Origin of the sequence: Microbacterium songi (assembly GCF_042747925.1) — a bacterium.
Lineage (GTDB): Bacteria > Actinomycetota > Actinomycetes > Actinomycetales > Microbacteriaceae > Microbacterium.
Map to the genome: position 1 here is coordinate 179,362 of NZ_JBHZIE010000002.1, position 23,716 is coordinate 203,077.

The following is a 23,716-nucleotide window of genomic DNA, read 5'->3' on the forward strand; positions in this document are numbered from 1 at the left end:
GCTCGACCCTCTATCCAGCGCCGCTGTCCTCCTTTCGAGCTTCCGCCGGGTGTGCACCCCACTCTCCAGGCGATCAGTTCCTTCCGCACAACACACCATTCAGGAGAATTGTGGCTGTCAAGATTCGTCTCAAGCGCCTCGGCAAGATCCGCGCCCCCTACTACCGCATCGTCGTCGCCGACTCGCGCACCAAGCGCGACGGTCGTGTCATCGAGGAGATCGGCAAGTACCACCCGACCGAGGAGCCCTCGTTCATCGAGGTCGACTCGGAGCGCGCCCAGTACTGGCTCTCCGTCGGCGCTCAGCCGACCGAGCAGGTCGCTGCGCTGCTCAAGCTCACGGGCGACTGGGGCAAGTTCCAGGGCGACCCCGACGCCGTGTCCACCGTCAAGGTGGCGGCCCCGAAGGCCCCGTTCGAGGTCGATGCCTCGAAGAAGTCGGTCATCCAGCCCAAGGCTGAGAAGAAGACCGCCCCCGTCGAGGAGTCCGCAGACGCCACGACGAGCGACTCCGCCGCCAACGCGGAGTAGTCCGTTGCTCTCCGCCGCGCTCGAGCACATCGTCAAGGGGATCGTCGATCACCCCGAAGATGTGACCATCCGATCCTCCACTTCGCCCCGAGGCGACGTGCTGGAGGTTCGCGTGCACCCCGACGACCGGGGACGCGTCATCGGGCGCGGCGGACGCACGGCCAAAGCTCTTCGCACCCTCATCGCGGCCCTGGCCGACGGGCGGCGTGTCCGCGTCGACGTCACAGATGACTGACGTGGCCGCCAAGAACCAGCTGCGCGTCGGACGCCTCGTCAAGGCCCACGGCCTGAAGGGCGCCTTCAAGCTGGAGCTGTACACAGACGACCCTGACGGTCGTTTCACACCCGGGTCCGTCTTCACCCTGCAGGTTCCCGATTCCTCTCCCTGGCATGGCAAGACGCTGACGGTCCGCGAATTCCGCTGGATGAACTCGCACGCCGTCGCGTTCTTCGAGGGCATCGACGACCGTGATGCCGCCGAAGAGCTCATCAAGGCGATCCTGTGGATCGACGAGGACACCTCCGCCCCCGCGGAAGACGACGCGTGGTACGACCACCAGCTGGTCGGACTCGACGTCGTGCGCGACGGCGAGGTCATCGGCAAGCTGATCCGGATCGATCACCTGCCCGCGCAGGACCTGCTGACCGTTCGCGTCGCCGGGGACCGCGAGGTGCTGGTTCCCTTCGTCAAGGCGATCGTCCCTGTCGTCGACGTCGCGGGCGGCAAGGTGGTGGTCACGCCCCCCGCCGGCCTGTTCGAAGACCTCCCGGACAGCGACGACGAGGGCGCCTCGTCCGACCCGCGGCCCGTGGCCGTCGCCGAGGACGCGCCGCCGGAGAACTGACGTGCGCATCGACGTCGTCTCGATCTTCCCGTCGTTCTTCGACGTGCTCGAAGTCTCCCTGCTCGGCAAGGCCCGTGGCGCCGGTCTGCTCGATGTCCGCGTGCACGATCTGCGCGACTGGGCGTACGACCGCCATCGCACCGTCGATGACACGCCGTACGGGGGCGGCGCCGGAATGGTGATGAAGCCTGCCCCGTGGGGCGAGGCACTCCAGTCGATAGCCACGGATGCCGCGGCATCCGGCACCGGCACGCCGACCTTCATCTTCCCGTCACCGGCCGGAGCGCTGTTCACCCAGGGCACCGCGCGCGAGCTCTCCGAGCGATCGCACCTCGTGATCGGATGCGGAAGATACGAAGGCATCGACGAGCGGGTCTTCGACTACGCCGCGACCCTCGGCGACGTGCGACTCATCAGCCTGGGCGACTATGTCCTCAACGGCGGAGAGGTCGCCGCAATGGCCATGATCGAGGCGGTCGGCCGGTTGATCCCCGGTGTTGTCGGCAACCCGCAGAGCCTCGTCGAGGAGTCGCACGAGGACGGTCTGCTGGAATATCCGTCGTACACCAAGCCCGCGTCGTGGGAGGGGCGCGACGTCCCCCCCGTGCTCCTGAGCGGCAATCATGGCGCGATCGCCGCCTGGCGTCGCGATCAGCAGATGGAGCGCACGCGGTCGAGACGACCCGATCTGCTGGACACATGAGCGTTACCTGCGGGCAACCATCGCGACGCCCTCGGCGGGCAGACTGAACTGGTCGACCCGCGACGAGAGGACTTCCTGATGCGCCGTGCCAAGATCGTCGCGACCCTGGGCCCGGCGACGTCTTCCTACGAGTCGATCGAGGCCCTCGTGCGCGCGGGGATGGACATCGCCCGCCTGAATCGCAGTCATGGCGACTATGCCGATCACGAGCAGTGGTACGCGAACGTCCGCCGGGCGAGTGAGAGCACCGGACGAGCGGTGGGCGTGCTCGTCGATCTGCAGGGGCCGAAGATCCGTCTGGCCCGCTTCGCCGACGGGCCCCACAGGTTGGAACCCGGCGACGTCTTCACGATCACGACCGAGGACGTCGTGGGCACGAAGGACATCTGCGGCACGACCTTCCCCCAGCTGGCGGCGGACGTCGCGGTCGGCGACGCCATCCTCGTCGACGATGGAAAAGTGCGCCTGCGTGTGGTGGACACCGACGGCGTGCGCGTGCGGACCGAGGTGGTCGTCGGCGGTCTGGTCTCCAACAACAAGGGGTTGAACCTCCCGGGCGTGGCCATCAGTGCGGCGGCGCTCAGCGCGAAGGACGAGGAAGATCTTCGCTGGGCACTGCGCCTGGGCGCCGACATCATCGCCCTCTCGTTCGTCCGCAGCGCCAAGGATGTTCACCGCGCGCGCGTGATCATGGCCGAGGAAGCTCGCCATGTGCCGGTGATCGCCAAGATCGAGAAACCCGAAGCGGTCGAGCACCTGCAGGAGATCATCGACGCCTTCGACGGGGTCATGGTGGCCCGAGGCGACCTCGGCGTGGAGCTGCCGCTGGAAGCGGTCCCGATCGTGCAGAAGCACGCGATCGAGCTCGCGCGTCGATGGGCCAAGCCGGTCATCGTCGCGACGCAGATGCTCGAGTCGATGATCGTGAACCCGGTGCCCACGCGCGCCGAGACATCCGACGTCGCGAACGCGGTCATCGACGGAGCGGATGCCGTCATGCTCTCCGGCGAGACGAGCGTCGGCGAGCATCCCGTGACGGTGGTGGAGACCATGGCACGCATCGTGCGCTCGACGGAGGAGCACGGTCTCGAGCGCATCCCGAAACTCGGCACGAGACCCCGTACGCAGGGCGGGGCGCTGACCCTCGCGGCAGCCACGATCGCCGACTTCGTCGGCGCCAAATACGTCTGCGTGTTCAGCCAGTCCGGCGATTCCGCTCGGCGAATGGCCCGTCTGCGTCACGCGGTTCCGATCATCGCGTTCACGGATCTGCCCGTCACCCGATCCCAGCTCGCGCTGACGTGGGGGGTGGAGGCGTTCCTGGTGCCGCGGGCGGGCAACACCGACGATCTGATGGCTCTGGTGGACGACACACTGCTGGCCACCGGTCACGTGCAGCCGGGCGACAAGGTGATCGTGACCGCAGGGGCGCCTCCCGGGATCGCCGGATCGACCAACAACGTGCGCGTGCACACGATCGGCGCCGAGGTCGGCGCCTGAACCGCCGTCGCCCGGTCAGTCGACGCCGAGGAAGGACCGATCCGTCAAGATGATCGGTCCGTCGTCGGTGATGGCGATGGTGTGCTCGGAATGCGCGCCGCGGGAGCCGTCGGCGCTGCGGAGCGTCCAGCCATCGGGGTCGGTGACGAGTTCATCCGTGGTGGCCAGGAACCACGGCTCCAGTGCCATGACGAGGCCGCCCCGGAGCGGGTACCCGCGGCCGGGTTTGCCGTCGTTGGGGACGTGCGGGTCGCCGTGCATGACTCGTCCCACCCCGTGCCCGCCGAAGTCGGTGTTGATCTCGTAACCGGCTCCGTGCGCGATCTGCGCGATCGCGGAGGAGATGTCGCCGATCCTGTTGCCCACGGTGGCCGCCGTGATCGCGGCGGCGAGGGCGCGCTCGGTCGTGTCGATGAGGGCGAGGTCCTCGTCTCGAGGCGTGCCGACGACGAACGACACGGCGGAGTCTGCGACCCACCCGTCGACCGATGCGGCGAAATCGAGCGAAACCAGATCGCCGTCGCGCAGCGTGTAATCGTGGGGGAGCCCGTGCAGCACGGCGTCGTTGATGGAGGTGCAGAGCACCTTGCCGAAGGGGCTCGCTCCGAACGAGGGGTGGTAGTCGATGTAGCAGGATTCCGCGCCGGCGCGGCGGATGAGTTCGTGCGCGCGACGGTCGATCGCCAGCAGGTTCATCCCGACCTTCGTCTCGGCGCGGAGCGTCGCCAGCGTCTCGGCGACGAACCGACCCGCTGGTCGCATGGCGTCGATCTCGGCGGGTGTGCGCAGCTCGATCATGGGGTTCCTTCCCTTCTCTCCCATTCTGTCGGATGCGTCGGCGCCGGGTTCACTCGCGAGGCCCTGTGAATAGCCCCCGGGTCCTCTGCGACGGCTCCCTTGCGGACGGCGCGGCGGCGTACCATCGGGGCTATGTGGGTACGACGTGTCTTCTATGGATGGCTCTTCCCTGCGGCTTTCGTGCTTCCCCTGTGGCTCTTCGTGGGCTGGGGGATCTTCCAAGCCGGGGGATGGGCCTTCCTCTGGGTCCTGTTCGTCGCCATTCCCTCGGTGTTCGTCGGTCAGCTGGCCCTCACGCTCCTGGTGCGCGCTCGGGGAACGGTGCGCGCACAGCGGGCGGTCTCATGGTGGGATGTGCTCGGCTTCACGGTGTGGCACGCGCTGACGATCTCTCTGGGCTTCTTCACCCAGAGCTGGTGGGCGCCCGTGATGGTGGCGACGGTGATCGTCGGACTCGCGCTGTTCTGGATGGAGCTCTGGCAGCTGTGGCGCGAAGCGCGGGGATCGGCGGCGCTCGTGCTCAAGACGAACGAGGGGCTGGCCTACCTGCCCCCCACTCGCGAGGAGCGGGTCCGTGCGAAGGCGGACGAGCACGCGGAGGTGTTCGTGATCAGCGAAGGCGGCGGGCCGCAGACGGGCTACCCCCATCCGGGCAACGGGCGCTGACACGTCTGCGCGCCGCGTTTTGGCGCGGCATCCGATCCGTGGCAGAATGGCTGATTGTGCCTGACTCGGCTCTGCCTCAGGGGAGTCCACCGTTCGACTTGTCGGCGGCGCCTGCACACCTCAACCTCAACAACTCTTCGCGGTCGACCTGTGGCGGCCGCAGGAAGTGATCGACCATGCACATCCTCGACTCCGTCGACGCGGCATCGCTGCGTACCGACATCCCCGAGTTCGCCCCCGGCGACACCGTCAAGGTGCACGTCAACATCACGGAGGGCACCCGCTCCCGTATCCAGGTCTTCCAGGGCATCGTGATCGGCCGCTCGGGCGACAGCGTTCGTGAGACGTTCACGGTTCGCAAGATCAGCTTCCAGGTGGGCGTCGAGCGCACCTTCCCGGTGCACAGCCCCGTGATCGACCACATCGAGGTCGTCACCCGTGGCGACGTCCGTCGGGCGAAGCTCTACTACCTCCGCGCCCTGCGTGGCAAGAAGGCCAAGATCAAGGAGAAGCGCGACCGCTGAGTCGGCTTACGCCGACGCGGAGCATCCGCTCTCTGAAAAGCCCTGCGACCTCGGTCGCGGGGCTTTTCCCGTTGCCGGGCGCTCCTGCGCTGCGCATCGACGCGGCGCGCGTCACGGTGACACGAGTGTGGGATCCTTTATCGTGGCACTCCCGACGGGCGGCGGGCCACGTGAAGGAACTGATGACGACCGACCAGACGCCACTCGCGTCGCCCACTCCCGCGGATTCCGATCGACGCGTGCGGACCGGCTCCCGCAAGCGCGGATGGGCGTCGTTCCTGCGGGACGTGCTCGTCATCGTCCTGATCGCGATCGTCGTGTCGTTCCTCGTGAAGACGTTCCTCGTACGTTCGTTCTACATCCCCTCGGGATCGATGGAGAACACGCTGCAGGTCAAGGACCGCATCCTCGTCGACGAGATCACGCCGCGGTTCGGTGAGTACGGCCGTGGGGACATCGTGGTCTTCCGCGACCCGGGAGGATGGCTGCCTCCGGCCCCGCCGTCCGATCAGCCACCCGTCGTGCAGGGCATCGACTGGGTACTCTCCCTCGTGGGCCTGTCGACCTCCGACAGCGACGATCACCTCATCAAGCGCATCATCGGCACCCCGGGCGACCACGTCGTCTGCTGCAACCCGATCGGTCAGATCACGGTCAACGGCGTTCCGATCGACGAATCGTCGTACCTCAAGGTGAACACGGGAGACCCCGCGTCGGCCATCCCGTTCGACGTGACGGTGCCGAGCGGCTCGCTGTGGGTGCTCGGCGACAACCGCAACCAGTCGAAGGACTCGCGATACAACACCGAGGAGCCGGGTCGCGGCTTCGTCCCGATCGAGAACGTCGTCGGCCGGGCCTTCCTCATCACCTGGCCGTTCGACAGGTTCGGGATGCTCGACTTCCACCACGAGGTCTTCGCGGGGGTGCCGACGGCGGACGCCGTGCCCGCTGCCAAAGACGCGACGCGGGCGTCGGCCGGTCCGTGACCGTCATCGAGCCACGGCTGACCATGGAGCGTCGCATCCTGCGCGATCGGCCGATGATCATCGCGTGCGACGAGGTCGGCCGCGGAGCGCTGGCGGGGCCGGTCGCCGTCGGGGCCGTGATCGTCGACGCGCCCCGCGCGCGGAAACGAGTGCCCACGGGCCTGCGTGACTCGAAGCTCGTTCCCGAGGCTCGCCGGGCGGATGTCGCCGAGCGGGCTGCGTCGTGGGTGAACGCGAGCGCGGTCGGGTGGGCGAGCTCGGCGGAGATCGACGACGTCGGCATCATGCGTGCACTCGGCAATGCCGCGCTCAGGGCGATCTCAGAGCTCCGGGGCGTCCTCGCCGTGCCCGTCGACGCACTGATCCTCCTGGACGGCAACTACGACTACATCACCCCGGCCGGCTCCACCGGCCTGGCCGTCCAACCGGTGATCAAAGCCGATCGCGACTGCGCGAGTGCGGCCGCGGCATCCGTCATCGCGAAAGTCGCGCGAGACGCGCTCATGACAGGTCTGCATGTCGATGAGCCCGTCTACAACTGGGCTCGCAACAAGGGGTACGCGAGCGCCGATCACCGCCAGGCCATCCGCGCGCACGGCCTGAGTCCGCACCACCGCGCGTCCTGGGCGATCACGGATGCGCCGACGCTCTTCTGATCCCGCCTCTAGGATGGAACCACCATGGACGACGAGGTATTCGAAGACTACGACCGTGAGCTCGAGCTCGCCCTCTACCGCGAGTACCGCGATGTCGTCTCGCAGTTCCAGTACGTGATCGAGACCGAGCGTCGTTTCTACCTCGCGAACGAAGTGAATGTCGTCCGCAAGGACACCGAGCATGACTTCTACTTCGAACTCTCCATGACCGACGTCTGGGTCTGGGACATCTACCGCGCCGACCGGTTCGTGAAGTCGGTCAGGGTGCTGACCTTCAAGGATGTGAACGTCGAAGAGCTCACGCGACGTGACTTCCACCTGCCGGAAGAACTGTCGCTCGATTCCTGACTGGTCTCAGTCCGCTCGCTCACAGGCGGGACGGAACGAGATCTTCCCGCATCCATCCCCGATCGGATCGATCGGCCCCGCGGTGGCCCGTGCCGCCTTGCGACGATGCCGGTATGGCAGACAAGGACGAGCTGGGGCGTGCGGGGGAGGACCGCGCCGCCCGCTACCTGGAGACCCTCGGCTTCACCGTGCTCGATCGCAACTGGCGCGCGAGCGACGGCGAGATCGACATCGTCGCAGGCAGTACGGACGTTCTCGCCGTCGTCGAGGTCAAGACGCGCCGGAGCGAAGGGTTCGGCCACCCGTTCGAGGCGATCGACGCGCGCAAGCGCCGCCGGCTGCGGCGCTTGGCGTTCGCCTGGCTCGCCGCTCACCCCGAGGCCGCCCAGCACCGATGTCTGCGTATCGACGCGATCGGCGTGACCGGCCCGGAACCGGCCGATGCCCGGATCGAGTACATCAAGGACATCGCGTGACCGTCGCGCGCACGTGGGCCGTGGCGCTCACGGGACTCGACGGCGAGATGGTGGACGTCGAGGCCGATCTGTCGCAGCAGCTTCCGGACTTCAAGATCATCGGGCTGGCCGATCGGGCCCTCGGCGAGGCCGTCCAGCGCGTCCACAACGCCTGCGCCAACAGCGACCTGCCACTGCCTCGTCGGCGACTGACCGTCAACCTCTCACCCGCGAGCCTGCCCAAACAGGGTTCGGGATTCGACGTCGCCATCGCGGTGGCCGCGCTGGCGACAGAAGTGCCGATGGATGCCGCGTCCGTCGCGTCGACCGTCCACATCGGCGAGCTCAGTCTCGACGGGCGCCTGCGACCTGTGCCCGGTGTGCTGCCGGCCGTGGCCGCGGCCGTGCGCGCGGGGTTCACCCGCATCATCGTGCCGTGGGCCAATCGCCGGGAGGCGGCACTGGTCTCGGGAGCGGACGTCCTCGGCGCCGTCGGCCTCATCGACGTCGCTCGTCGCCACGGCGCCGACCTCGAGGCGCGGGAGCTCGCACCCGTGCAGGCACCGACGCTGGAGATGCTCGAGCCTCCGCAGCTCGAGCTCGCCGATGTCATCGGACAGCGCGACGCCGTCGAAGCCCTCGTGGTGGCCGCGGCGGGCGGTCATCACCTCCTGATGAGCGGGCCACCGGGCGCCGGGAAGACCATGCTGGCCCGCCGCCTCCCCGGGATCCTCCCGACACTTGACGACGAGGCCGCTCTCTCGGCCGCATCGATCCGATCGTTGTCCGGCGAGCCGATCGTCGGCCTGTCGCGCATTCCGCCGTTCGAGGCACCCCACCACAGCGCCAGCGCGGCTGCGCTCGTCGGCGGTGGCAGCAGGGTGATCCGCCCCGGCGCGATCGCCCGGGCGAGCGAGGGCGTGCTCTTCCTCGACGAAGCGGGGGAGTTCGCCTCGCACGCGCTCGATGCCCTTCGGCAGCCGCTCGAGACGGGGACGATCGTCATCCACCGGGCGGGTGTGAGCGCGGCATTCCCCGCCGCATTCCAGCTCGTCCTCGCCACGAACCCCTGTCCGTGCGGCAACTACGGCGTCCCCGGCGGCGCGTGCGTGTGCCCGGCGCAGGCGATCCGGCGCTACCACGCGAGGCTCTCGGGCCCGCTGATCGATCGCATCGACATCGAGCTCTCGCTCACGCGCGTGTCGACGACACACGCGGGGGCGCTCGGCGTGGGTACCTCGACCGTGCAGGCGCGCGCCCGCGTCGTCGCGGCCCGTGAGCTCGCCCGCGAACGGCTTCGCGGTACCGGGTGGCACCTCAACGCCCAGGTATCCGGAACCTGGCTGCGACAGGGTCCCCGGGCGCTCGCGCCGGTGGTCCGCCGACCTCTCGACGCCGCGCTGCACCGAGGCTCGCTCACTCTCCGCGGTTACGACCGTGTGCTGCGCGTCAAGTGGATGTCGCTAGGACGTAACTACCCGAACGGCTTGATCGCGCCATCACTAATGACGGTGATGAGCCAAGGCACCGCGGCCAATGACAGCATCACCAGGAAAAGAAAGCCAAGCCCGAGGGCGTACCTGAGGCCCGCCCGGCCGCCCTGCTGTCGTTGCATCTCGCGCGCCGAGCCAATGGTCAACAGCGTCATCACGACTGCCAGGACCGCGAGCGTAACGCCGACGATGACCATGGTTGCCCGAAAGCTCGAGTTCTCGCCGGTCGGGTCGAGATAGCCTGCGGCGCCCGCGTACAGCAGCACAATGAACGCCACGACTCCAGTACCTGACGCCTGCACGGCTATGTCACGCCAGAATTTCTCATCCCGGACCCAATTGAACGGCCAGAATGGCGAGCGCTTGGGCTGTTCGCGTTCCTCGGTGTTGCTCATGCGCCGAGCCTAGAGCCGCACCAATCCGCAGTGCGGACACGCCCACCGCTCTCGACCTTGCTCCGACACCTCGGGCTCAAGCCGCTCGAGGCACACCGGACAGTGGGGCGCCGCATCGCTGAACTCGTCGCCGGGCTTAGGCATCTCACCAGCATGCCCTAGACGCGGCGAGAGGCCCCCGAGGTTTCCACACCCTCGAGGGCCTCTCTCATCGGCCCGTAGGCCGGTACACACGGCCGGGTGGCATCACTCACTTGCCCCGGCCGGGGTCTATCCGACTTCGCGACGGTGCATCGCTCGGTGCTCGTGAGCGATGGTGAGCGCTCGCTCGTGGTCCTGCAGGGGCCCGAGCACCGCACCACAGGTGCACACGACGAGCGTGCCCGTAGCTGCCGACCTGTCGGTGCGGGTCGAGTGACCGTCAAGCGCTTGTGTCACGGTCGTCGCCTACGCATCGGCGGGCGCGTCGGCCCACACGAGTCGATAGTCGGCAAGGACACCGAGACCGACGCAGTGAGGCACTCGCGTGCTGCCCTGCTGAGTCCACCCGTGGGTGTGGCGCTTGCCGCAATGCGGGCACTCGACGGTCACCACGTAGCGATGCCCTTGGCCGCCAATCTCGCGCACCCTCGTGGCATCGACTACCGGCGCCTTGAGCAGCTTGCTACCCATCAGGCGTCACCCCCGAGCAGGTATCGCGCCTGTGCGGCGCTGACGTCCTCGGCGGGGTCGTACTCGGGTGCCTCGCTCCGATAGCCGAGGATGTCGGCCGCCTGTCGCTCACTCGGGGTGAGGCTCTCGAGTTCTTCCTCGAGTTCATCCTCGACCTCTGCCTGACGGGCGCGCAGGTCGGCGAGTTCCTGCTCGAGGGCTGCCTGTGCCTTGCGGCGCTCGAGAACGGCGGCGGCGGTCAGCTTGGTGGTTTTCGTCATGGTCGTGCCTTTCAGTCGTTGTCGGTGATTGGTCGGCGTATCTCGCCGGTGATGGGATCGAACCTTGCGATGACGCCGACAGGGCGTGGTCGACGTCGCCGCACGGGGACAGCGGGCTCAGACTCCGGGCCAGGCGACGCCACGACGGCCGTGCGCGCCCTAACAGCGCGACTGCCTCGCCGTGCCGCCTGGCGCGGCTGGATGGCCTCAGCGCTCGCCTGCTCGTGCTCGACGCGCTCTCGCTCGGCCTCGAGCGCCCGAGCTTTCTCAGCCTCGGCGGCAGCCTTGAGCACGGGCTTGAGCAAGTAGGCCACCCAGTCCGCACCCTCGGCGGCGGTCTTGGGCTCGTGCCCGTGCCGCTTGACCCACTTGGCGAGGCGTCGGTCATACTCCACACCCACCCCGGCGAGGTTCCGCCGACGAGCGACATACGCCCGATACCGCCCGATGGCGTCGGCCTCGTCGGCCGCGGTGAGGTTTTCGCGGGTGAGGTCGGCGCGGATGGTGGCGAGCGCTGCAGCGTCCCACCCTGCAACCTCGGCGATCATCGCGTCGAGTTCTTCAGCCCCAGCTATCTCGGTGGGCGTGCGCCGGTCGATGACGCCGTGGGAGCCCCGCACGACGCGCCTAACCATCAGACTCGCCACCCTCGTCGGGCGTGCCGCTCGGAATGTTGACCCCGAGCAGGCGTGCCCGCTGTGCCTCGGCAGCGAGCAGCAGCCGTAACAGTGCCGTGCGCTCGCTCTGAGATTGCGCAATGCGCAGGTCTTCATGGGCGATGCGGACGATGTTGTCGATGCGATCCTCAACGGCCGCTCGCACCTCGTCGCCGGTTTCCTCGATCATCTGCGCGTATCCCGCTCGGGCGTACTCGACGGCCTCGGTGACGGTGATGTTGAGGCGGCGGGCGACGTCGGTGAACGGCCACCCTTGGCGGCGCATCGACAGCGCCTCGTACACCGTGCGGGTGCGGTCGATCCGCTCGAGGTCTTTGGACTTAGCCACGAGTCACCTCGGTGTTCTTGTGTCGGCGCACGTCGCTGACACCCTCGCCGATGGCGTCAGTGAGTCGAGCGAGCGCCTCGTCGACCACCACTGTCGCAACCGACCCGGTCGGGGCGATGATGCCGTCGTTGCGCTCGATGAGGGTGATGGCGTCGAGCGCCCCGGCGAGCTTGATGTTGGCGTTGACGATGGAACGCCGATGCGAGGTGACCGCACCGATGGCGCTCTCGGCCTCGGCGACGGCGAGCTTGTGCCACTCGCTGGCGTGCACGTCGATGGTGCCTCGAAACACCGTCGCGAAATGCAGCAGCGCGCGCTCTGCCGCGACCACCGCGAGCTTGGCATCCTCGAGGTCATCCTCGGCCGTGCGGATAGCCCTACGCAGTCCCTTGGGCACCTTGCCGTTGGCGATCTGTTCCTCGGTGGCGGCGAGTTCGGCCCGCTCGGTGGCGAGGCGCACCTCCTCATCGAGCGAGACCGCCGACCGGCGAGCATCGCGCAGGGCACCGTGGGCGGCGATGGTGTCGCCCCACGCCTTGGCGATGGCGGGCACCGGGATGAGTTCGGGGTTGGGCGCGGTGAGGAAAATGCCGGACTCGCGCTCGTTGACAGTGATGGTCATGATGACGTGCTCTCTTTCTGATTGGTGGTGCGGTTGTTTTCGGGGTCGATGGGGAAAGAGGAACTCAGGTGCTCGCGGGCGGCCTTGAGTGCCGCGTCGGCGCGGTCTTTCGCCCACCCCTTGCCGGTCTCGGCCTTAACGGCGTCGATGACGCCCAAGCGCGAGGTCGGCAGCGGGTCGAGGCTCAGCACGAACTCGAGGTCGGCACGGGCGCGGTCGTCGAGGCGTCGCTCGTCGCTCTTGCCGGGCCAGAACTCCCACGTCATCGCGCCGCCTCGGCTGTCGAGTCGGAACACGGCAGCGGTGTCGCCCTCGGTTGCCGCTCGCACGCCGCCGTGTCGGTCCTTGAGGATCTTGAGAGCAGCAGCGCCGCCGACCCCCGGGCGGAATGCCTCGACGATGTTGATGCCGTAATACGCGCCATCCATTGCTCTTTTCTTGGCGCCTGTGCCCGAGGCATAGCCCGTCGTGAGAGCGGTCTTGGCGAGGTGGTCGAGGACGAGCACCGCGGCACCTGCGTCGGCGAGCGGAGTGAACACCGCGCGGTGTACGCGGGTGTAGTCGCCGTCGTCGTTGGACTTGGCACCGTGCATCGACATCACCTCGCCGACGCTGTCGATGACGGCGAGGGTGGGTGGCGTGGCGGCGGCGCTCCTGATGGCTGCCGCGAGCACGTCGCGACTGTCGGGCACCGCGAGGCGGAACCGCTCGGGGTTGCCGAGCACATCGTCGGCGACGCCTGCCTCGCGCAGGCGGCCGAGTATTGAGGCGGCGCCGTTGTGGTCGACATCGACCCACACGATGCTGCCGCCGCGCTGCAGCTCGTCGGTCGCCATCGCGGTCGCGGTGAGCCCCTTGCCCGCCTCAGGCTCGCCCACGATGCCGTTGACGGTCCCTCGGTACAGCATCCGGCTGCCATCGGCGCGGACACCTCCCGCATCGGGCGCGGGTGGCGTCATGTCGCCGCCGAGCGCCTCGCTGACGTTGACCCAAGGCGATACCTCGGCCTGGGTGGCACGCTGTCGCTCGGCCGGTGACAGCAACCCCTTGGCGGACTCTCGAGGTAGGGGGAGTGTCGACACCTCGGGCGCGACGATGAGGTCGGGCGTGGGGCGGGCCTTGTCGCCGATGGTGGCGAGCGCCGCTTTCCACTTGGCCTCGGGGTCGAAACCCCCGTCGCGGGGGGCGTGCTCGATAAATGCCTCGTAAGCCTGCTCGTGGGTGAGTGTGTTCCACTCGGCGTTGGCAAGCTCGACGAGGTTGCAAGCGACCTTGTGCGTCGTGGCATCCCAGGGCTCGCCACGGTAGCTCGCCGGGTCCGGGGTTGCGCCGTCCCGCATTGCGTCGAGCCGGTCAAGCTCTGCAGTGAGGGCGGTGTGCAGGTAGCCGCCACGACGACCGTGGTCGAGCTTGGTCGGCACCGGCCGGTGCTCGGTCGCAGGGGCGACGTAGCGAGCCACCGTGAGCGCCTCGAGCCACTTGCGGGGGAGCAGTGGCAACTCGTCGACGTGCGGCGGCAGGTCGGTCACGCGGCCGCTCGGGTCGTACCAGCGATACTCGGCACCGTTGTCAGGGTGCACCGAGGGCGCGACGACGCTGTAGCGGTGGTCGTGGTGGATGACCTCGACGTCGGACCTGCTGCCGAGGTCGCTGACGAGCTTGCCGTCGAACCCCTCGGGCAAGCGAAAGAATCGCTGACGGGTGGGGGAGTCGTCGCCGCGTGCCGTGCTCGAGTAGGTCGCAGGCAGCGCACCGAGCTTGCGCTCACGCTTGGCGAGCGTCAGGTCGCCTCGCTTGCCACCGTGGTCGGCCCCGTCGACGTCGAGAGCGATGGTGCCGTCGTGCCTGATGGCGACGTTGCGAGAGCGCCGCGAGTCCACGAGAGCCTTGGCGCTGTCAGCGGTGACGGTGCCCTTTTTGCCGGTTGTGCCGGGCTCGGGGTAGGCCTTACCTGCGACAGGGACGGGAAACCACCCGAGCTTGAGGTAGCGCTTGGCTGTCGAGCCGTAGGGCGCTGAGGGGTCGCTCACTGGCCCGCCCTACGCTTGGCAGCCTCAAGGGCGGCAAGGGCGACGTCGCGACGCTGACGGATGATGGCGTCGCGGATGCGCTGCTCGTATGTCCAAGGGGTCTCGCGGGGCTCGGCGTCGATGGCCTCGAGGTACGGCTCGAGTTCTTCCATCGAGGGCATGACCGTGCGAGGGGTCGACTTGACGACGTACCCGGCAGCCTCGCGCTCAGCGCGACGCTTGGCAGCAGAGGCGATGCCAGCCTTGCGGGCGATGGCGCTACGTTCCTCGGCGCTGAGCTTGGCCGACCGGGCAAGCCCACCCACCGCCCCGCGGAGGCGCTGCTGCTCAAGCTCGTCAGGCGTGAGCTTGGCGCCCTTGCGGCGGCGGGTCACTTGGCACCCCGCAACAGCGTGGCGACGGTCGCAACCTGCGACTCGGTGAGCCGAGGCGATGTCTGAGCGGCGGTCTTGACGACGGCGCGGGCCTCAGGGGGTAGAGCCAGGTATTCGACGGCGGTAGCCATTTCGATCACTTTTCGTTGGATATGAAAAGTGACCGAGGCACTCGCCGGCCTAGCGATTCCTCGTCCCACTGTCTGAACCCGCCGATAGTGCTGGCGGGGCCGTGCGGTGAACTTGACCGAGGCGAACCTCGGGGCCTGGCTCAGACGCTAATTCACAATGGCGCGCAACGGCAAGCTCTGGGCAACTTGCGGCGTGTCGCGTACAGCCTTGCGCCCGGTCAGGTCGGCACGGGCGGGGTGATTGTCGGGGCGGCCCTTGTGCCTGCTGGGGTCGCAGGCGGGGACACTGTCGGGGTCGGCTTAGTCGAGCGAAAAAGCTACCCACCCTGCGCGTGTGGGGGTTAGGCGTGCCCTCAAACCTCGTTCTAGGTCTGAGGTCATGTCCCCATGTCCCCACCTAAAGGTGTGGGGACACGGGACAAGAACTATGCAATGTCCCGGGGCATGTGTCCCGTGTCCCGGGACACGATAAGAGCCTCATTTTTCAGGCCCTTAGCGTCGCTCGAGGTACGCCCGTTGGATGCATGGCGGTCGCTGTACCCCGAGGGTGTACCTCAGGCGGGTGTCGCGAGGATGGTGCGCGCCGTGTGCGCCATCCGTCCCGCGGCATCCCGCGGTGGCCTCGAGCCCTTGCCCGGGCTGGCCAGCTCGATGCTCGACCACAACGCCTTGACCACCGCGCGCTGCTCGTCGAGGCTCGAGGCATCCCACAGCTCGGCGACCTCGTCGGCCTCGAGCCACGGCCCGAGCACGTCACTCGTGCCTGCCTCGGCCATGCGTCCCTCGAGGGTGGCGATGCGGTGCCGCACGTCGCGCAGGGCAGCCTCAGCCTTGGCCATCGAGGTCAGCCCCGAGGCCACCATCGACAGCACGTTGCTCTCGCCCTGCTGAGCTGCCAGTAGCTCGGCGCGCATGCCCTGCACGTCGGGCGCGGCGCTCTCTTGCATAGCTGCCTTGAGGCGCCCGGCCTCGTCGGGGTCGGTGAGGCGCTCGATGACCCGGCCCACGATATACAGGTCAGCGTCATCAGCCTTGCGTGCGAGGTGGTTAGCGGCGGTGCACTTGTACACCCGCGCCCCCTTGGGTGTTGCGCCGATCTTCATGGGCGCGCCGCATATCCCGCACGAGGCGATGCCTGACAGTAGCCACCGTCGTGTGGCACCCGGCGACGAGCGGCGTGCCGGGTCGCGCAGGATGGCGCACGCGGCGAGCCAGGTCTCTAGCGGCACGAGCGGTTCCCACGACCCAGGCGTCACATCGTCGAGCCCGAGGTAGTGCCCCGTCGACGCGGTGCCCGAGGCCCGAGGTGGTGCGACCTGCGCGGCATATCGAGGGTTGCTGAGCAGGCCTCGCACGGCGCTCGGCGTCCAAGGCCCGCCCTGGGTAGTGGTGAGCCCGCTGTCGTTCCATGCCCGTGCGATAGCTCGGATGGATGACCCGGCGAGCAGCAGCTCGAAACCGCGGCGCACAGCGCTCGCCTCGGGCTCATAGGGCTCATGACCGTACGCGGGGTACTCGAGGCCATCGGCACCGAGGCGGGTGGCGCGCGTGCTCTTAGCGCCCGCCGCGAGGGTGGTGTAGCCGAACGCTCGTCGACCGCCCGGGGGAACGCCGAGCTTGCGCCCGTGCTCGTTGGCCCGGAGCTGCCGCTCGCTCTTGCGTCGCACCTCGAATCGAGCGAGCCCCGCCGAGAGCGTGGCTCGGAACTCGCCGTCAGCGGTCGTGAGGTCTAGCTCGCCGTCGACGGTCGCGATGCGCACACCCAGGTCGAGCAGGGTGACGAGGTCTCGGAGTCCGCGCAGCAGGCGGTCTTGGTCGACTGCCACAACGACATCGATGCGGCCGGTCTTGGCATCGTTGACGAGGCGGTGCCACGCGGTGCCGACGCCTCGTGGCTTACTCGCCGACACGTCGTTGTCGATGTACTCCTCGACGACGTCCCAGCCTCGCGCGTCGGCGAGCCCGCGGGTGCGCTCACGTTGCCGGTCGATGCCCTCTTGCCTGTTGTCGCGGTCAAGGGACTGCCGCATGTATACGCCTGCACGGGTCATTCCCCAAGTATGTCCTGATTGTATCCAGCGCGTGGCGTGGTCGCTCGCGGACCTGGCCGGCAGGGATGCGCCGAGCGTCCACGACGTCGGTCGCGCGCTGTACCTGAAGAAGGGCATCGCCTCGTGAACGCACTTGACCTGCGACCTGACACCGCGAGATCCGCGCTCAGCGGTCTCGTCAGGCGACGGGGAAGCGACGACGACGTCGTCGAGCGCTACGCCCGCGCGCTCTGGAGCACGCTGACCGAGCCCGGCGACGGCATCGCCGCGCACGTGATCGCCCACGAGGGCGCAGCGCACGGCATCCGCCTTCTCGAGGGGTGGTGCGCGGGGGTGCAGGCGGCCGTACCGGGCGTGTCCGACGCCGACTTCGTCGCCGGCTGCAAGCGGTGGGCGCCTCGCCTCGCGGCCGCCCCGATCTCTGTCATGGCACCAGCCGCGCGCGCCGCGGGCGTGCAGATGATCGTGCCCGCCGATCCGTCATGGCCGCACTCGCTCGACGACCTCGGGATGCACGCTCCGCTGTGCCTGTGGGTCCGTGGCGACGTCGACGCGCTGAATCGTCTGCAGCCGTCCGTGGCCCTGGTGGGTGCGCGCGCCGCCACCGGCTACGGGGAGCTCGTTGCGGCGGACCTCGCGTCCGACCTCGCCGGGAGCGGGGTGCCGATCGTCTCCGGGGCCGCGTACGGCATCGACGGTGCCGCCCATCGCGCGGCGCTCGCCGTCGGCGGCCTGACCGTCGCACTCTTGGCCGGAGGCGTTGACCGCGCCTATCCCGCCGGTCATGCAGACCTCCTCCGACGGATCGCCGACAGCGGCGCCGTGGTGAGCGAAGTCCCGTCCGGCGCTGCTCCGACGAAATGGCGGTTCCTGCAGCGCAACAGGTTGATCGCCGCCCTGAGCGACGCCACCGTCGTGGTCGAGGCGGGATGGCGCAGCGGTTCGCTCAACACCGCCGGTCACGCCGCCGCGCTGTCCCGCCCGTTGGGAGCCGTTCCGGGACCGATCACCAGTGCAGCTTCTGCCGGCTGCCACCGTCTCCTGCGGGAGTACGACGCGCGCTGCGTGACGAGCGCAGCGGACGTCCGCGAGCTGATCGGGCGAGGAGGGCTCGACACGCGGCAACCGGTCGGCCCGTTCCCGACTCGCGGCGGATCGGCCACGGACGACCGCTCCCGCGTGCGTGACGCTCTCAGCACGCGCACGTGGCGCGGCACCGACGACATCGCTCAGCGCAGCGGCATGAGCCGCGACGATGTGGAGATGATCCTGGGCTTCCTCCGTCTCGACGGGGAGGTGCGTTCGAGTCCCGACGGCTGGCGCCGGGCGACGTGAGCGCCTGCTGATGAGGTCGGGAGCCGGATGCCGGTCGGGAGGATTGAGCTCGGGGGCTCCGATTCCCGCCGCGTGGCGGCGGAGGCGGGCGGGCGGGGGCGCGGCATGCTGGTGACGTGCGTATCGATGACGCGGTGCTGGCCTGGCGGAGCCACCTCGCCGACGTGCGTCGACTCTCGGCCGCCACGGTGCGCGCATACGGCGCCGACCTCGCCGACCTGTCCGAGACCATCGGCATCATCCCCCTCGAGGAGGTCGACCTGGAGCACCTCCGCCAGTGGCTCTGGGCGGGCACGAGCGCGGGGCGCGCCCGGTCCACACTCGCGCGCCGGGCGGCGGCCGCGCGGGCGTTCTTCGGCTGGGCAGCCGAAAGCGGGCTCGTCGCAACCGATCCGAGTCTGCGGCTGATCGCGCCCAAGCGCGGCCTGACCCTCCCCAGGATCGCGACCGCGGATGCCATGACCCAGGTGCTCTCGGGCGCTGCCGCCGCAGCGGCCGGCGGAGACCCGGTCGCCCTTCGAGATCATGCTGTCCTCGAGCTTCTCTACGGATCGGCGGTCCGCGTCTCGGAGCTGTGCGGGTTGGATGTCGGCGATCTCGACACGGCACGGTCCACTGCCCGGGTGATGGGCAAGGGGTCGCGGGAGCGGGTGGTGCCGTACGGCGTTCCCGCGGCGCGCGCCGTCGAAGCGTATGCGGCCCACGCGCGGCCGGTACTGCTGGCCCGCCGTCGAGAGGCCGCCACCTCTGTCGGCGAGCACGCGCTCTTCCTGGGCGTCCGGGGCGCGCGACTGGGCGCGCGATCCGTGTACGACCTCGTCGCGCGCACGATCGGACCGACGGTCGGTTCCGGTGCGGTCGGTCCGCACGCACTGCGGCATTCCGCCGCCACCCACATGCTCGACGGCGGCGCGGACCTCCGCGCCGTGCAGGAGATGCTCGGGCACGCGAGCCTCGGAACGACCCAGATCTACACGCACGTGTCGAGCGAGAGGCTCGCGGCGGTGTACCGATCGGCCCACCCGCGGGCCTGATCCCGCCGGGCCGAGCGGCGCCTGTCACCCGACCGCGGCGCCGCACCGGCGTTGTCCGACCGCGGGCCGACCCGCGCCCGGGTCGCTGCGCGTGCAACGCGACGTGTCAGCAGCAGGGGAGCAGCACGGCGCGCGGCACCCCGCCGAGCAGAACGAGCGGATTGATGTAGCGACCGTCGAGTCGGACACCGAGATGCAGCGCACCGGCGGGCGTATGACCGCCCGCCGCCAGCGTCGCGACCTCCTGTCCCCTGTCGACCGCCGTGCCCGCGACGAGCTCGGATGCCACGGGTTCCAGCGTGGTCACGAGTCCCGCTCCGTGGTCGATCGTCACGATCCCGCGGCCCGCGATCGCCCCCGAGAACGCGATGACCCCGCTGTCCGGCGCGCGCACCGCGACGCCCGAGCCGCCTAAGAGATCGATTCCACGATGTCCCGGGCCGTACGCGTGCGCAGGCGCGGCATACGGTCTTTCGATCCGCGCACCGGCGATCGGCCACACCCACCGCGCAGCGTCCGGCGCAGAGGCGGAAGCGCCGACCATGCCGACGTCGACCGAGACCACGGCGTTCGCCGGCCCCGCCACGCCCACCGCCCCCGCGGCACAGATGACCGACAGAACCGCGGCATGCCACCCGGTCGCCGATCGGCACGCGCGAAGACGAAGCATCCGTCCAGGATCGTCCGCCCGGCCATCGCGTGGGAGCGGCGCAGGCCCCAGGCGTGGGAAGTCCGTGCTCCTCGCGGTCCGCCGCCCGCGGGGGAGGAAGGGACGCGCGCCCTCGACCCGAGCGCGATGCCGCGACGGCGTCGGCGCCCTGGTAGACTGAGACAGCACCTCGCTTGTCGGGGTGACTACGCGTGCCTTCAGCACCCGCACCCGTTCCGGCTCTCCGAGTCCGATCCGGGTCAGCGTGCGGCATCCACTCCCATCGGTCTGCTCGAGAAATTGGGCGAGCGGGAGTTCGTCAGGCACCAGGATCGCCGGTCATTCGATACGGCGGAAGAAACCGCAAAAGGCGTGCGTGCGCGCCAGAACAGGAGTACGGCCATGGCCGTCGTCACCATTCGCCAGCTGCTCGACAGCGGCGTCCACTTCGGACACCAGACCCGTCGGTGGAATCCGAAGGTCAAGCGCTTCATCCTCACCGAGCGCAGTGGCATCCACATCATCGACCTGCAGCAGTCGTTGGGTTACATCGACAGCGCTTACGAGTTCGTCAAGGAGACGGTCGCCCACGGCGGCACGATCCTCTTCGTCGGCACGAAGAAGCAGGCTCAGGAAGTCATCGCCGAGCAGGCGACGCGTGTGGGCCAGCCGTACGTGAACCAGCGTTGGCTCGGCGGTCTGCTGACCAACTTCCAGACGGTCTCCAAGCGCCTGGCGCGCATGAAGGAGCTCGAGGAGCTGGACTACGAAGACACCGCATCCAGCGGCTTCACCAAGAAGGAGATGCTCATCAAGAAGCGCGAGCTGGACAAGCTCCACAAGTCGCTCGGTGGCATCCGCAACCTCACGAAGACCCCGTCGGCCATCTGGGTCGTCGACGCCAAGCGCGAGCACCTCGCCATCAACGAGTCGCGCAAACTCGGCATCCCCGTGATCGGCATCCTCGACACGAACGCCGACCCCGACGAGTTCCAGTACCCGATCCCGGGCAACGACGACGCGATCCGCTCCGTGGGCCTGCTCACGCGCATCATCGCCGACGCCGCAGCCGAGGGACTCATCCAGCGCCACCAGCCGACCGACGAGGCGGCCGAGTCCGAGCCCCTCGCCGACTGGGAGCGCGCACTGCTCGAGCAGAACACGGAAGAGCAGGGCTCCGCCGAGACCGAGAAGGTCGCCGACGAGGGCATCGCCGCCGCGGACGCCGCGGATGCCGTCGACGTCGAGGCCGAGACGATCGCCGCCACGGAGTCCGAGGCAGATGTCGCCGGCGCCGAGGCACACGACGAAGCAGTGGCCGTCGAGACCGCCAACTGACCATCCTCATCACCCGCTGATCACCCGTATCACCAGCAAGGAGCCACCACCCATGGCCAACTTCACCATCGCCGACATCAAAGCGCTGCGCGAGCAGCTCGGCACCGGAATGGTCGACACCAAGAAGGCGCTCGAGGAGGCTGACGGCGACGTCGAGAAGGCTGTCGAGATCCTGCGACTCAAGGGCGCGAAGGGCAACGCGAAGCGTGCCGATCGTTCCACGAGCGAGGGCCTCATCGCCGCTCGTGAGGGCGACGGCAAGGTCACGATCATCGAGCTCGCGTGCGAGACCGATTTCGTCGCGAAGAACGACCGCTTCATCGCACTGGCCGATAAGGTCGCGGATGCCGCGGCCGCTGTCTCGGCCGACTCGGTGGAAGCGGCACTTGCCGCCCCCGCCGGCAACGGCACCGTCGAGCAGCTCATCTCGGACGAAGCAGCGATCATCGGCGAGAAGGTCGAGCTGCGTCGCGTGCGCACCCTCACGGGTGAGCACTTCGAGGTGTACCTCCACAAGACGAGCAAGGACCTCCCGCCCCAGGTCGGAGTCGTGCTCGCCTACACCGGAGCCGACGCCGAGACGGCACGAAGCATCGCGCAGCACATCTCGTTCGCCAACCCGTCCTACCTGACGCGCGATGAGGTTCCCGAGGCGGACGTCGATCGTGAGCGCGAGATCGTCACGGAGATCTCACGCAACGAGGGCAAGCCCGAAGCGGCGCTGCCGAAGATCGTCGAAGGCCGCGTGAACGCGTTCTTCAAGCAGGTGTCGCTCCTGGACCAGGACTACGCAAAGGACAACAAGCAGTCCGTGGCGCAGGTCGCCAAGGCCGCAGGCATCACCCTGACCGGGTTCGCCCGCTTCAAGGTCGGCGCCTGACTCAGGCGATGAGGCCCGCATCGGTGACGGTGCGGGCCTTTTCCGTGCGCGGGCCACGCCCGCCTTCGATAGCTTTGTATCAGCGATGAGAGGACACCTCGTGACCAATGGATCGAGTGGGCGCCGACGCGTGCTCCTGAAACTGTCCGGAGAAGCATTCGGCGGGGGCCAGCTCGGGGTCAACCCCGACGTCGTGGGCCAGATGGCGAGGGAGATCGCCGCGGCGGTGGACCAGGTCGAGATCGCCGTGGTCGTGGGCGGCGGCAATTTCTTCCGCGGTGCCGAACTCAGTCAACGGGGAATGGACCGCGGCCGCGCCGACTACATGGGCATGCTCGGTACGGTGATGAACGCGCTGGCCCTCCAGGACTTCCTCGAGCAGGCGGGCGCGGCCACACGCGTGCAGTCGGCCATCGCCATGACGCAGGTCGCCGAGCCCTACATCCCGCGTCGCGCGGAGCGCCACATGGAGAAGGGTCGCGTCGTGATCTTCGGCGCCGGCGCCGGTCTGCCGTATTTCTCCACCGACACGGTCGCCGCTCAGCGCGCACTGGAGATCGGTGCATCCGAGGTGCTGGTCGCCAAGAACGGGGTCGACGGGGTCTACACCGCCGACCCGAACAAGGACGCCTCGGCCACGCGCATCGATCGCATCACCTACATCGACGCACTGCAGCGCGGATTGAAAGTCGTCGACTCCACATCGTTCAGCCTCTGCATGGACAACGGCATGGACATGCGCGTCTTCGGCATGGAGCCGGCGGGCAACGTGACACGGGCTCTTCTGGGCGAATCCATCGGCACGCTCGTCACGGTGTGACGGACGGTCGCCGACTAGACTGAACGCTGCAGGATCTACCGAATGGAGTCACCGTGATCGCCGATGTCCTGGCTGATGCCGGAACGCGCATGGACCGTGCCGTCGAGGCTGCGAAAGAGGATTTCGCGACCGTTCGCACGGGCCGGGCCAACCCTCAGCTCTTCCAGAAGATCCTGGTCGACTACTACGGCACGCCCACGCCGCTCGCGCAGCTCGCGTCGCTGAACAACCCGGAAGCCCGGACCATCGTGGTGACGCCGTACGACAAGTCGGCGCTGAAGGCCATCGAGCAGGCGATCCGCGACACCCCCAATCTCGGCGCGAACCCCACGAACGACGGCTCGCTCGTCCGGGTGACCCTGCCGGAGCTCACGCAGGAGCGCCGCAAGGAGTTCGTCAAGATCGTCCGCGGCAAGGGCGAAGACGCCAAGGTGCACGTCCGCGGCATCCGTCGCAAGTCGAAGGACGATCTCGACGCGCTCAAGAGCGATGTGGGTGAGGATGAGCTCGGCCGTGCCGAGAAGGAGCTCGACGCTCTCACCCGTGTGCACGTCGACGCCATCGACGAGGCGCTCAAGCGTAAAGAGACCGAACTCCTCGAAGTCTGAGGCCGCGG

Annotated in this window: 28 protein-coding genes; 18 read left to right on the forward strand and 10 right to left on the reverse strand. The window is 68.6% G+C overall.

The window, feature by feature from the left end; all coding sequences use genetic code 11:
- Positions 1–110 precede the first annotated feature (110 nt).
- The 5 genes from rpsP to pyk all read left to right on the forward strand — a co-directional run bounded on the left by rpsP (position 111) and on the right by pyk (position 3,578).
- A complete protein-coding gene (rpsP, locus tag ACFM35_RS04935; protein WP_378839119.1) occupies positions 111–530 on the forward strand; it encodes a 30S ribosomal protein S16 in 420 nt (139 codons plus the stop codon).
- Between the two features lie 4 nt (positions 531–534).
- Positions 535–765 carry an RNA-binding protein gene (locus ACFM35_RS04940; protein ID WP_378839121.1) on the forward strand — a complete coding sequence of 77 codons (231 nt, stop codon included), beginning with the start codon at positions 535–537 and terminating at the stop codon, positions 763–765.
- Positions 758–1,375 carry a ribosome maturation factor RimM gene (gene rimM / locus ACFM35_RS04945; RefSeq protein WP_378839123.1) on the forward strand — a complete coding sequence of 206 codons (618 nt, stop codon included), beginning with the start codon at positions 758–760 and terminating at the stop codon, positions 1,373–1,375. Before ACFM35_RS04940 ends, rimM begins: the two co-directional genes overlap by 8 nt.
- 1 nt (position 1,376) lies before the next feature.
- Positions 1,377–2,078 carry a tRNA (guanosine(37)-N1)-methyltransferase TrmD gene (trmD, locus tag ACFM35_RS04950; protein WP_378839125.1) on the forward strand — a complete coding sequence of 234 codons (702 nt, stop codon included), beginning with the start codon at positions 1,377–1,379 and terminating at the stop codon, positions 2,076–2,078.
- A gap of 78 nt (positions 2,079–2,156) precedes the next feature.
- Positions 2,157–3,578 (forward strand): pyruvate kinase, encoded by a 1,422-nt coding sequence (gene pyk, locus ACFM35_RS04955; RefSeq protein ID WP_378839127.1) that lies wholly within the window; start codon positions 2,157–2,159, stop codon positions 3,576–3,578.
- Between the two features lie 15 nt (positions 3,579–3,593).
- On the opposite strand, the gene map is transcribed toward pyk, so the two are convergent.
- Complete coding sequence (map, locus tag ACFM35_RS04960) at positions 3,594–4,376, reverse strand: type I methionyl aminopeptidase (RefSeq protein ID WP_378839130.1); 783 nt, start codon at positions 4,374–4,376, stop codon at positions 3,594–3,596.
- 132 nt (positions 4,377–4,508) lie between these two features.
- Here map and ACFM35_RS04965 point away from each other — a divergent pair, with 132 nt between their 5' ends.
- The 7 genes from ACFM35_RS04965 to ACFM35_RS04995 all read left to right on the forward strand — a co-directional run bounded on the left by ACFM35_RS04965 (position 4,509) and on the right by ACFM35_RS04995 (position 9,744).
- Entirely contained in the window at positions 4,509–5,042 is a 534-nt protein-coding gene (locus ACFM35_RS04965) for an MFS transporter permease (RefSeq protein WP_378839132.1), read from the forward strand.
- Between the two features lie 176 nt (positions 5,043–5,218).
- Positions 5,219–5,566, forward strand: coding sequence for a 50S ribosomal protein L19 (rplS, locus tag ACFM35_RS04970; protein WP_378839135.1), 348 nt, complete (start codon positions 5,219–5,221; stop codon positions 5,564–5,566).
- Between the two features lie 182 nt (positions 5,567–5,748).
- Positions 5,749–6,552 carry a signal peptidase I gene (lepB, locus tag ACFM35_RS04975; protein WP_378839137.1) on the forward strand — a complete coding sequence of 268 codons (804 nt, stop codon included), beginning with the start codon at positions 5,749–5,751 and terminating at the stop codon, positions 6,550–6,552.
- Complete coding sequence (gene rnhB / locus ACFM35_RS04980) at positions 6,549–7,208, forward strand: ribonuclease HII (RefSeq protein WP_378839139.1); 660 nt, start codon at positions 6,549–6,551, stop codon at positions 7,206–7,208. The genes lepB and rnhB overlap by 4 nt, the downstream gene beginning before the upstream one ends.
- Positions 7,209–7,232: 24 nt before the next feature.
- Entirely contained in the window at positions 7,233–7,556 is a 324-nt protein-coding gene (locus tag ACFM35_RS04985) for a DUF2469 family protein (RefSeq protein ID WP_378839142.1), read from the forward strand.
- 113 nt (positions 7,557–7,669) lie between these two features.
- A complete protein-coding gene (locus ACFM35_RS04990) occupies positions 7,670–8,032 on the forward strand; it encodes a YraN family protein (protein WP_378839144.1) in 363 nt (120 codons plus the stop codon).
- On the forward strand, positions 8,029–9,744 hold the full coding sequence (locus ACFM35_RS04995) for a YifB family Mg chelatase-like AAA ATPase (RefSeq protein WP_378839147.1): 1,716 nt from the start codon (positions 8,029–8,031) through the stop codon (positions 9,742–9,744). The genes ACFM35_RS04990 and ACFM35_RS04995 overlap by 4 nt, the downstream gene beginning before the upstream one ends.
- A gap of 826 nt (positions 9,745–10,570) precedes the next feature.
- Here ACFM35_RS04995 and ACFM35_RS05000 read toward each other — a convergent pair.
- The 8 genes from ACFM35_RS05000 to ACFM35_RS05035 all read right to left on the reverse strand — a co-directional run bounded on the left by ACFM35_RS05000 (position 10,571) and on the right by ACFM35_RS05035 (position 17,044).
- Positions 10,571–10,831 (reverse strand): hypothetical protein, encoded by a 261-nt coding sequence (locus ACFM35_RS05000; protein ID WP_378839150.1) that lies wholly within the window; start codon positions 10,829–10,831, stop codon positions 10,571–10,573.
- An 11-nt stretch (positions 10,832–10,842) separates the two neighbouring features.
- Positions 10,843–11,451 (reverse strand): hypothetical protein, encoded by a 609-nt coding sequence (locus ACFM35_RS05005; protein ID WP_378839152.1) that lies wholly within the window; start codon positions 11,449–11,451, stop codon positions 10,843–10,845.
- Between the two features lie 7 nt (positions 11,452–11,458).
- On the reverse strand, positions 11,459–11,836 hold the full coding sequence (locus ACFM35_RS05010) for a hypothetical protein (RefSeq protein WP_378839155.1): 378 nt from the start codon (positions 11,834–11,836) through the stop codon (positions 11,459–11,461).
- Positions 11,829–12,458, reverse strand: coding sequence for a hypothetical protein (locus ACFM35_RS05015; protein WP_378839158.1), 630 nt, complete (start codon positions 12,456–12,458; stop codon positions 11,829–11,831). Before ACFM35_RS05015 ends, ACFM35_RS05010 begins: the two co-directional genes overlap by 8 nt.
- Positions 12,455–14,488 carry a bifunctional DNA primase/polymerase gene (locus ACFM35_RS05020; protein ID WP_378839160.1) on the reverse strand — a complete coding sequence of 678 codons (2,034 nt, stop codon included), beginning with the start codon at positions 14,486–14,488 and terminating at the stop codon, positions 12,455–12,457. Before ACFM35_RS05020 ends, ACFM35_RS05015 begins: the two co-directional genes overlap by 4 nt.
- Positions 14,485–14,862: a hypothetical protein gene (locus ACFM35_RS05025; protein WP_378839163.1), complete on the reverse strand. Its 378-nt coding sequence runs from the start codon at positions 14,860–14,862 to the stop codon at positions 14,485–14,487. The genes ACFM35_RS05020 and ACFM35_RS05025 overlap by 4 nt, the downstream gene beginning before the upstream one ends.
- Entirely contained in the window at positions 14,859–14,993 is a 135-nt protein-coding gene (locus tag ACFM35_RS05030; RefSeq protein WP_378839166.1) for a hypothetical protein, read from the reverse strand. Before ACFM35_RS05030 ends, ACFM35_RS05025 begins: the two co-directional genes overlap by 4 nt.
- 554 nt (positions 14,994–15,547) lie before the next feature.
- Positions 15,548–17,044, reverse strand: coding sequence for a recombinase family protein (locus ACFM35_RS05035; protein ID WP_378839168.1), 1,497 nt, complete (start codon positions 17,042–17,044; stop codon positions 15,548–15,550).
- 123 nt (positions 17,045–17,167) lie between these two features.
- Here ACFM35_RS05035 and dprA point away from each other — a divergent pair, with 123 nt between their 5' ends.
- Together dprA and ACFM35_RS05045 are read left to right on the forward strand one after the other, a co-directional pair.
- Positions 17,168–18,379, forward strand: a complete 1,212-nt coding sequence (dprA, locus tag ACFM35_RS05040; RefSeq protein ID WP_378839171.1) for a DNA-processing protein DprA — start codon at positions 17,168–17,170, stop codon at positions 18,377–18,379.
- A gap of 116 nt (positions 18,380–18,495) precedes the next feature.
- Complete coding sequence (locus tag ACFM35_RS05045; RefSeq protein WP_378839173.1) at positions 18,496–19,413, forward strand: tyrosine-type recombinase/integrase; 918 nt, start codon at positions 18,496–18,498, stop codon at positions 19,411–19,413.
- A 106-nt stretch (positions 19,414–19,519) separates the two neighbouring features.
- Here the strand turns inward: ACFM35_RS05045 and ACFM35_RS05050 are convergent, their stop codons facing one another.
- The gene (locus ACFM35_RS05050) at positions 19,520–20,083 is read right to left on the reverse strand and encodes a murein hydrolase activator EnvC family protein (protein ID WP_378839175.1); all 564 of its coding nucleotides are present in this window, start codon (positions 20,081–20,083) and stop codon (positions 19,520–19,522) included.
- A 381-nt stretch (positions 20,084–20,464) separates the two neighbouring features.
- Between ACFM35_RS05050 and rpsB the strand changes: the two genes are divergently transcribed.
- From rpsB to frr, 4 genes are all read left to right on the forward strand, one after another.
- The gene (gene rpsB / locus ACFM35_RS05055) at positions 20,465–21,400 is read left to right on the forward strand and encodes a 30S ribosomal protein S2 (protein WP_378839178.1); all 936 of its coding nucleotides are present in this window, start codon (positions 20,465–20,467) and stop codon (positions 21,398–21,400) included.
- Between the two features lie 52 nt (positions 21,401–21,452).
- The gene (gene tsf / locus ACFM35_RS05060) at positions 21,453–22,280 is read left to right on the forward strand and encodes a translation elongation factor Ts (protein ID WP_378839181.1); all 828 of its coding nucleotides are present in this window, start codon (positions 21,453–21,455) and stop codon (positions 22,278–22,280) included.
- A gap of 100 nt (positions 22,281–22,380) precedes the next feature.
- Positions 22,381–23,100: a UMP kinase gene (pyrH, locus tag ACFM35_RS05065; RefSeq protein ID WP_378839183.1), complete on the forward strand. Its 720-nt coding sequence runs from the start codon at positions 22,381–22,383 to the stop codon at positions 23,098–23,100.
- Positions 23,101–23,153: 53 nt separating this feature from the next.
- On the forward strand, positions 23,154–23,708 hold the full coding sequence (frr, locus tag ACFM35_RS05070) for a ribosome recycling factor (RefSeq protein WP_378839186.1): 555 nt from the start codon (positions 23,154–23,156) through the stop codon (positions 23,706–23,708).
- Positions 23,709–23,716: the final 8 nt, after the last annotated feature.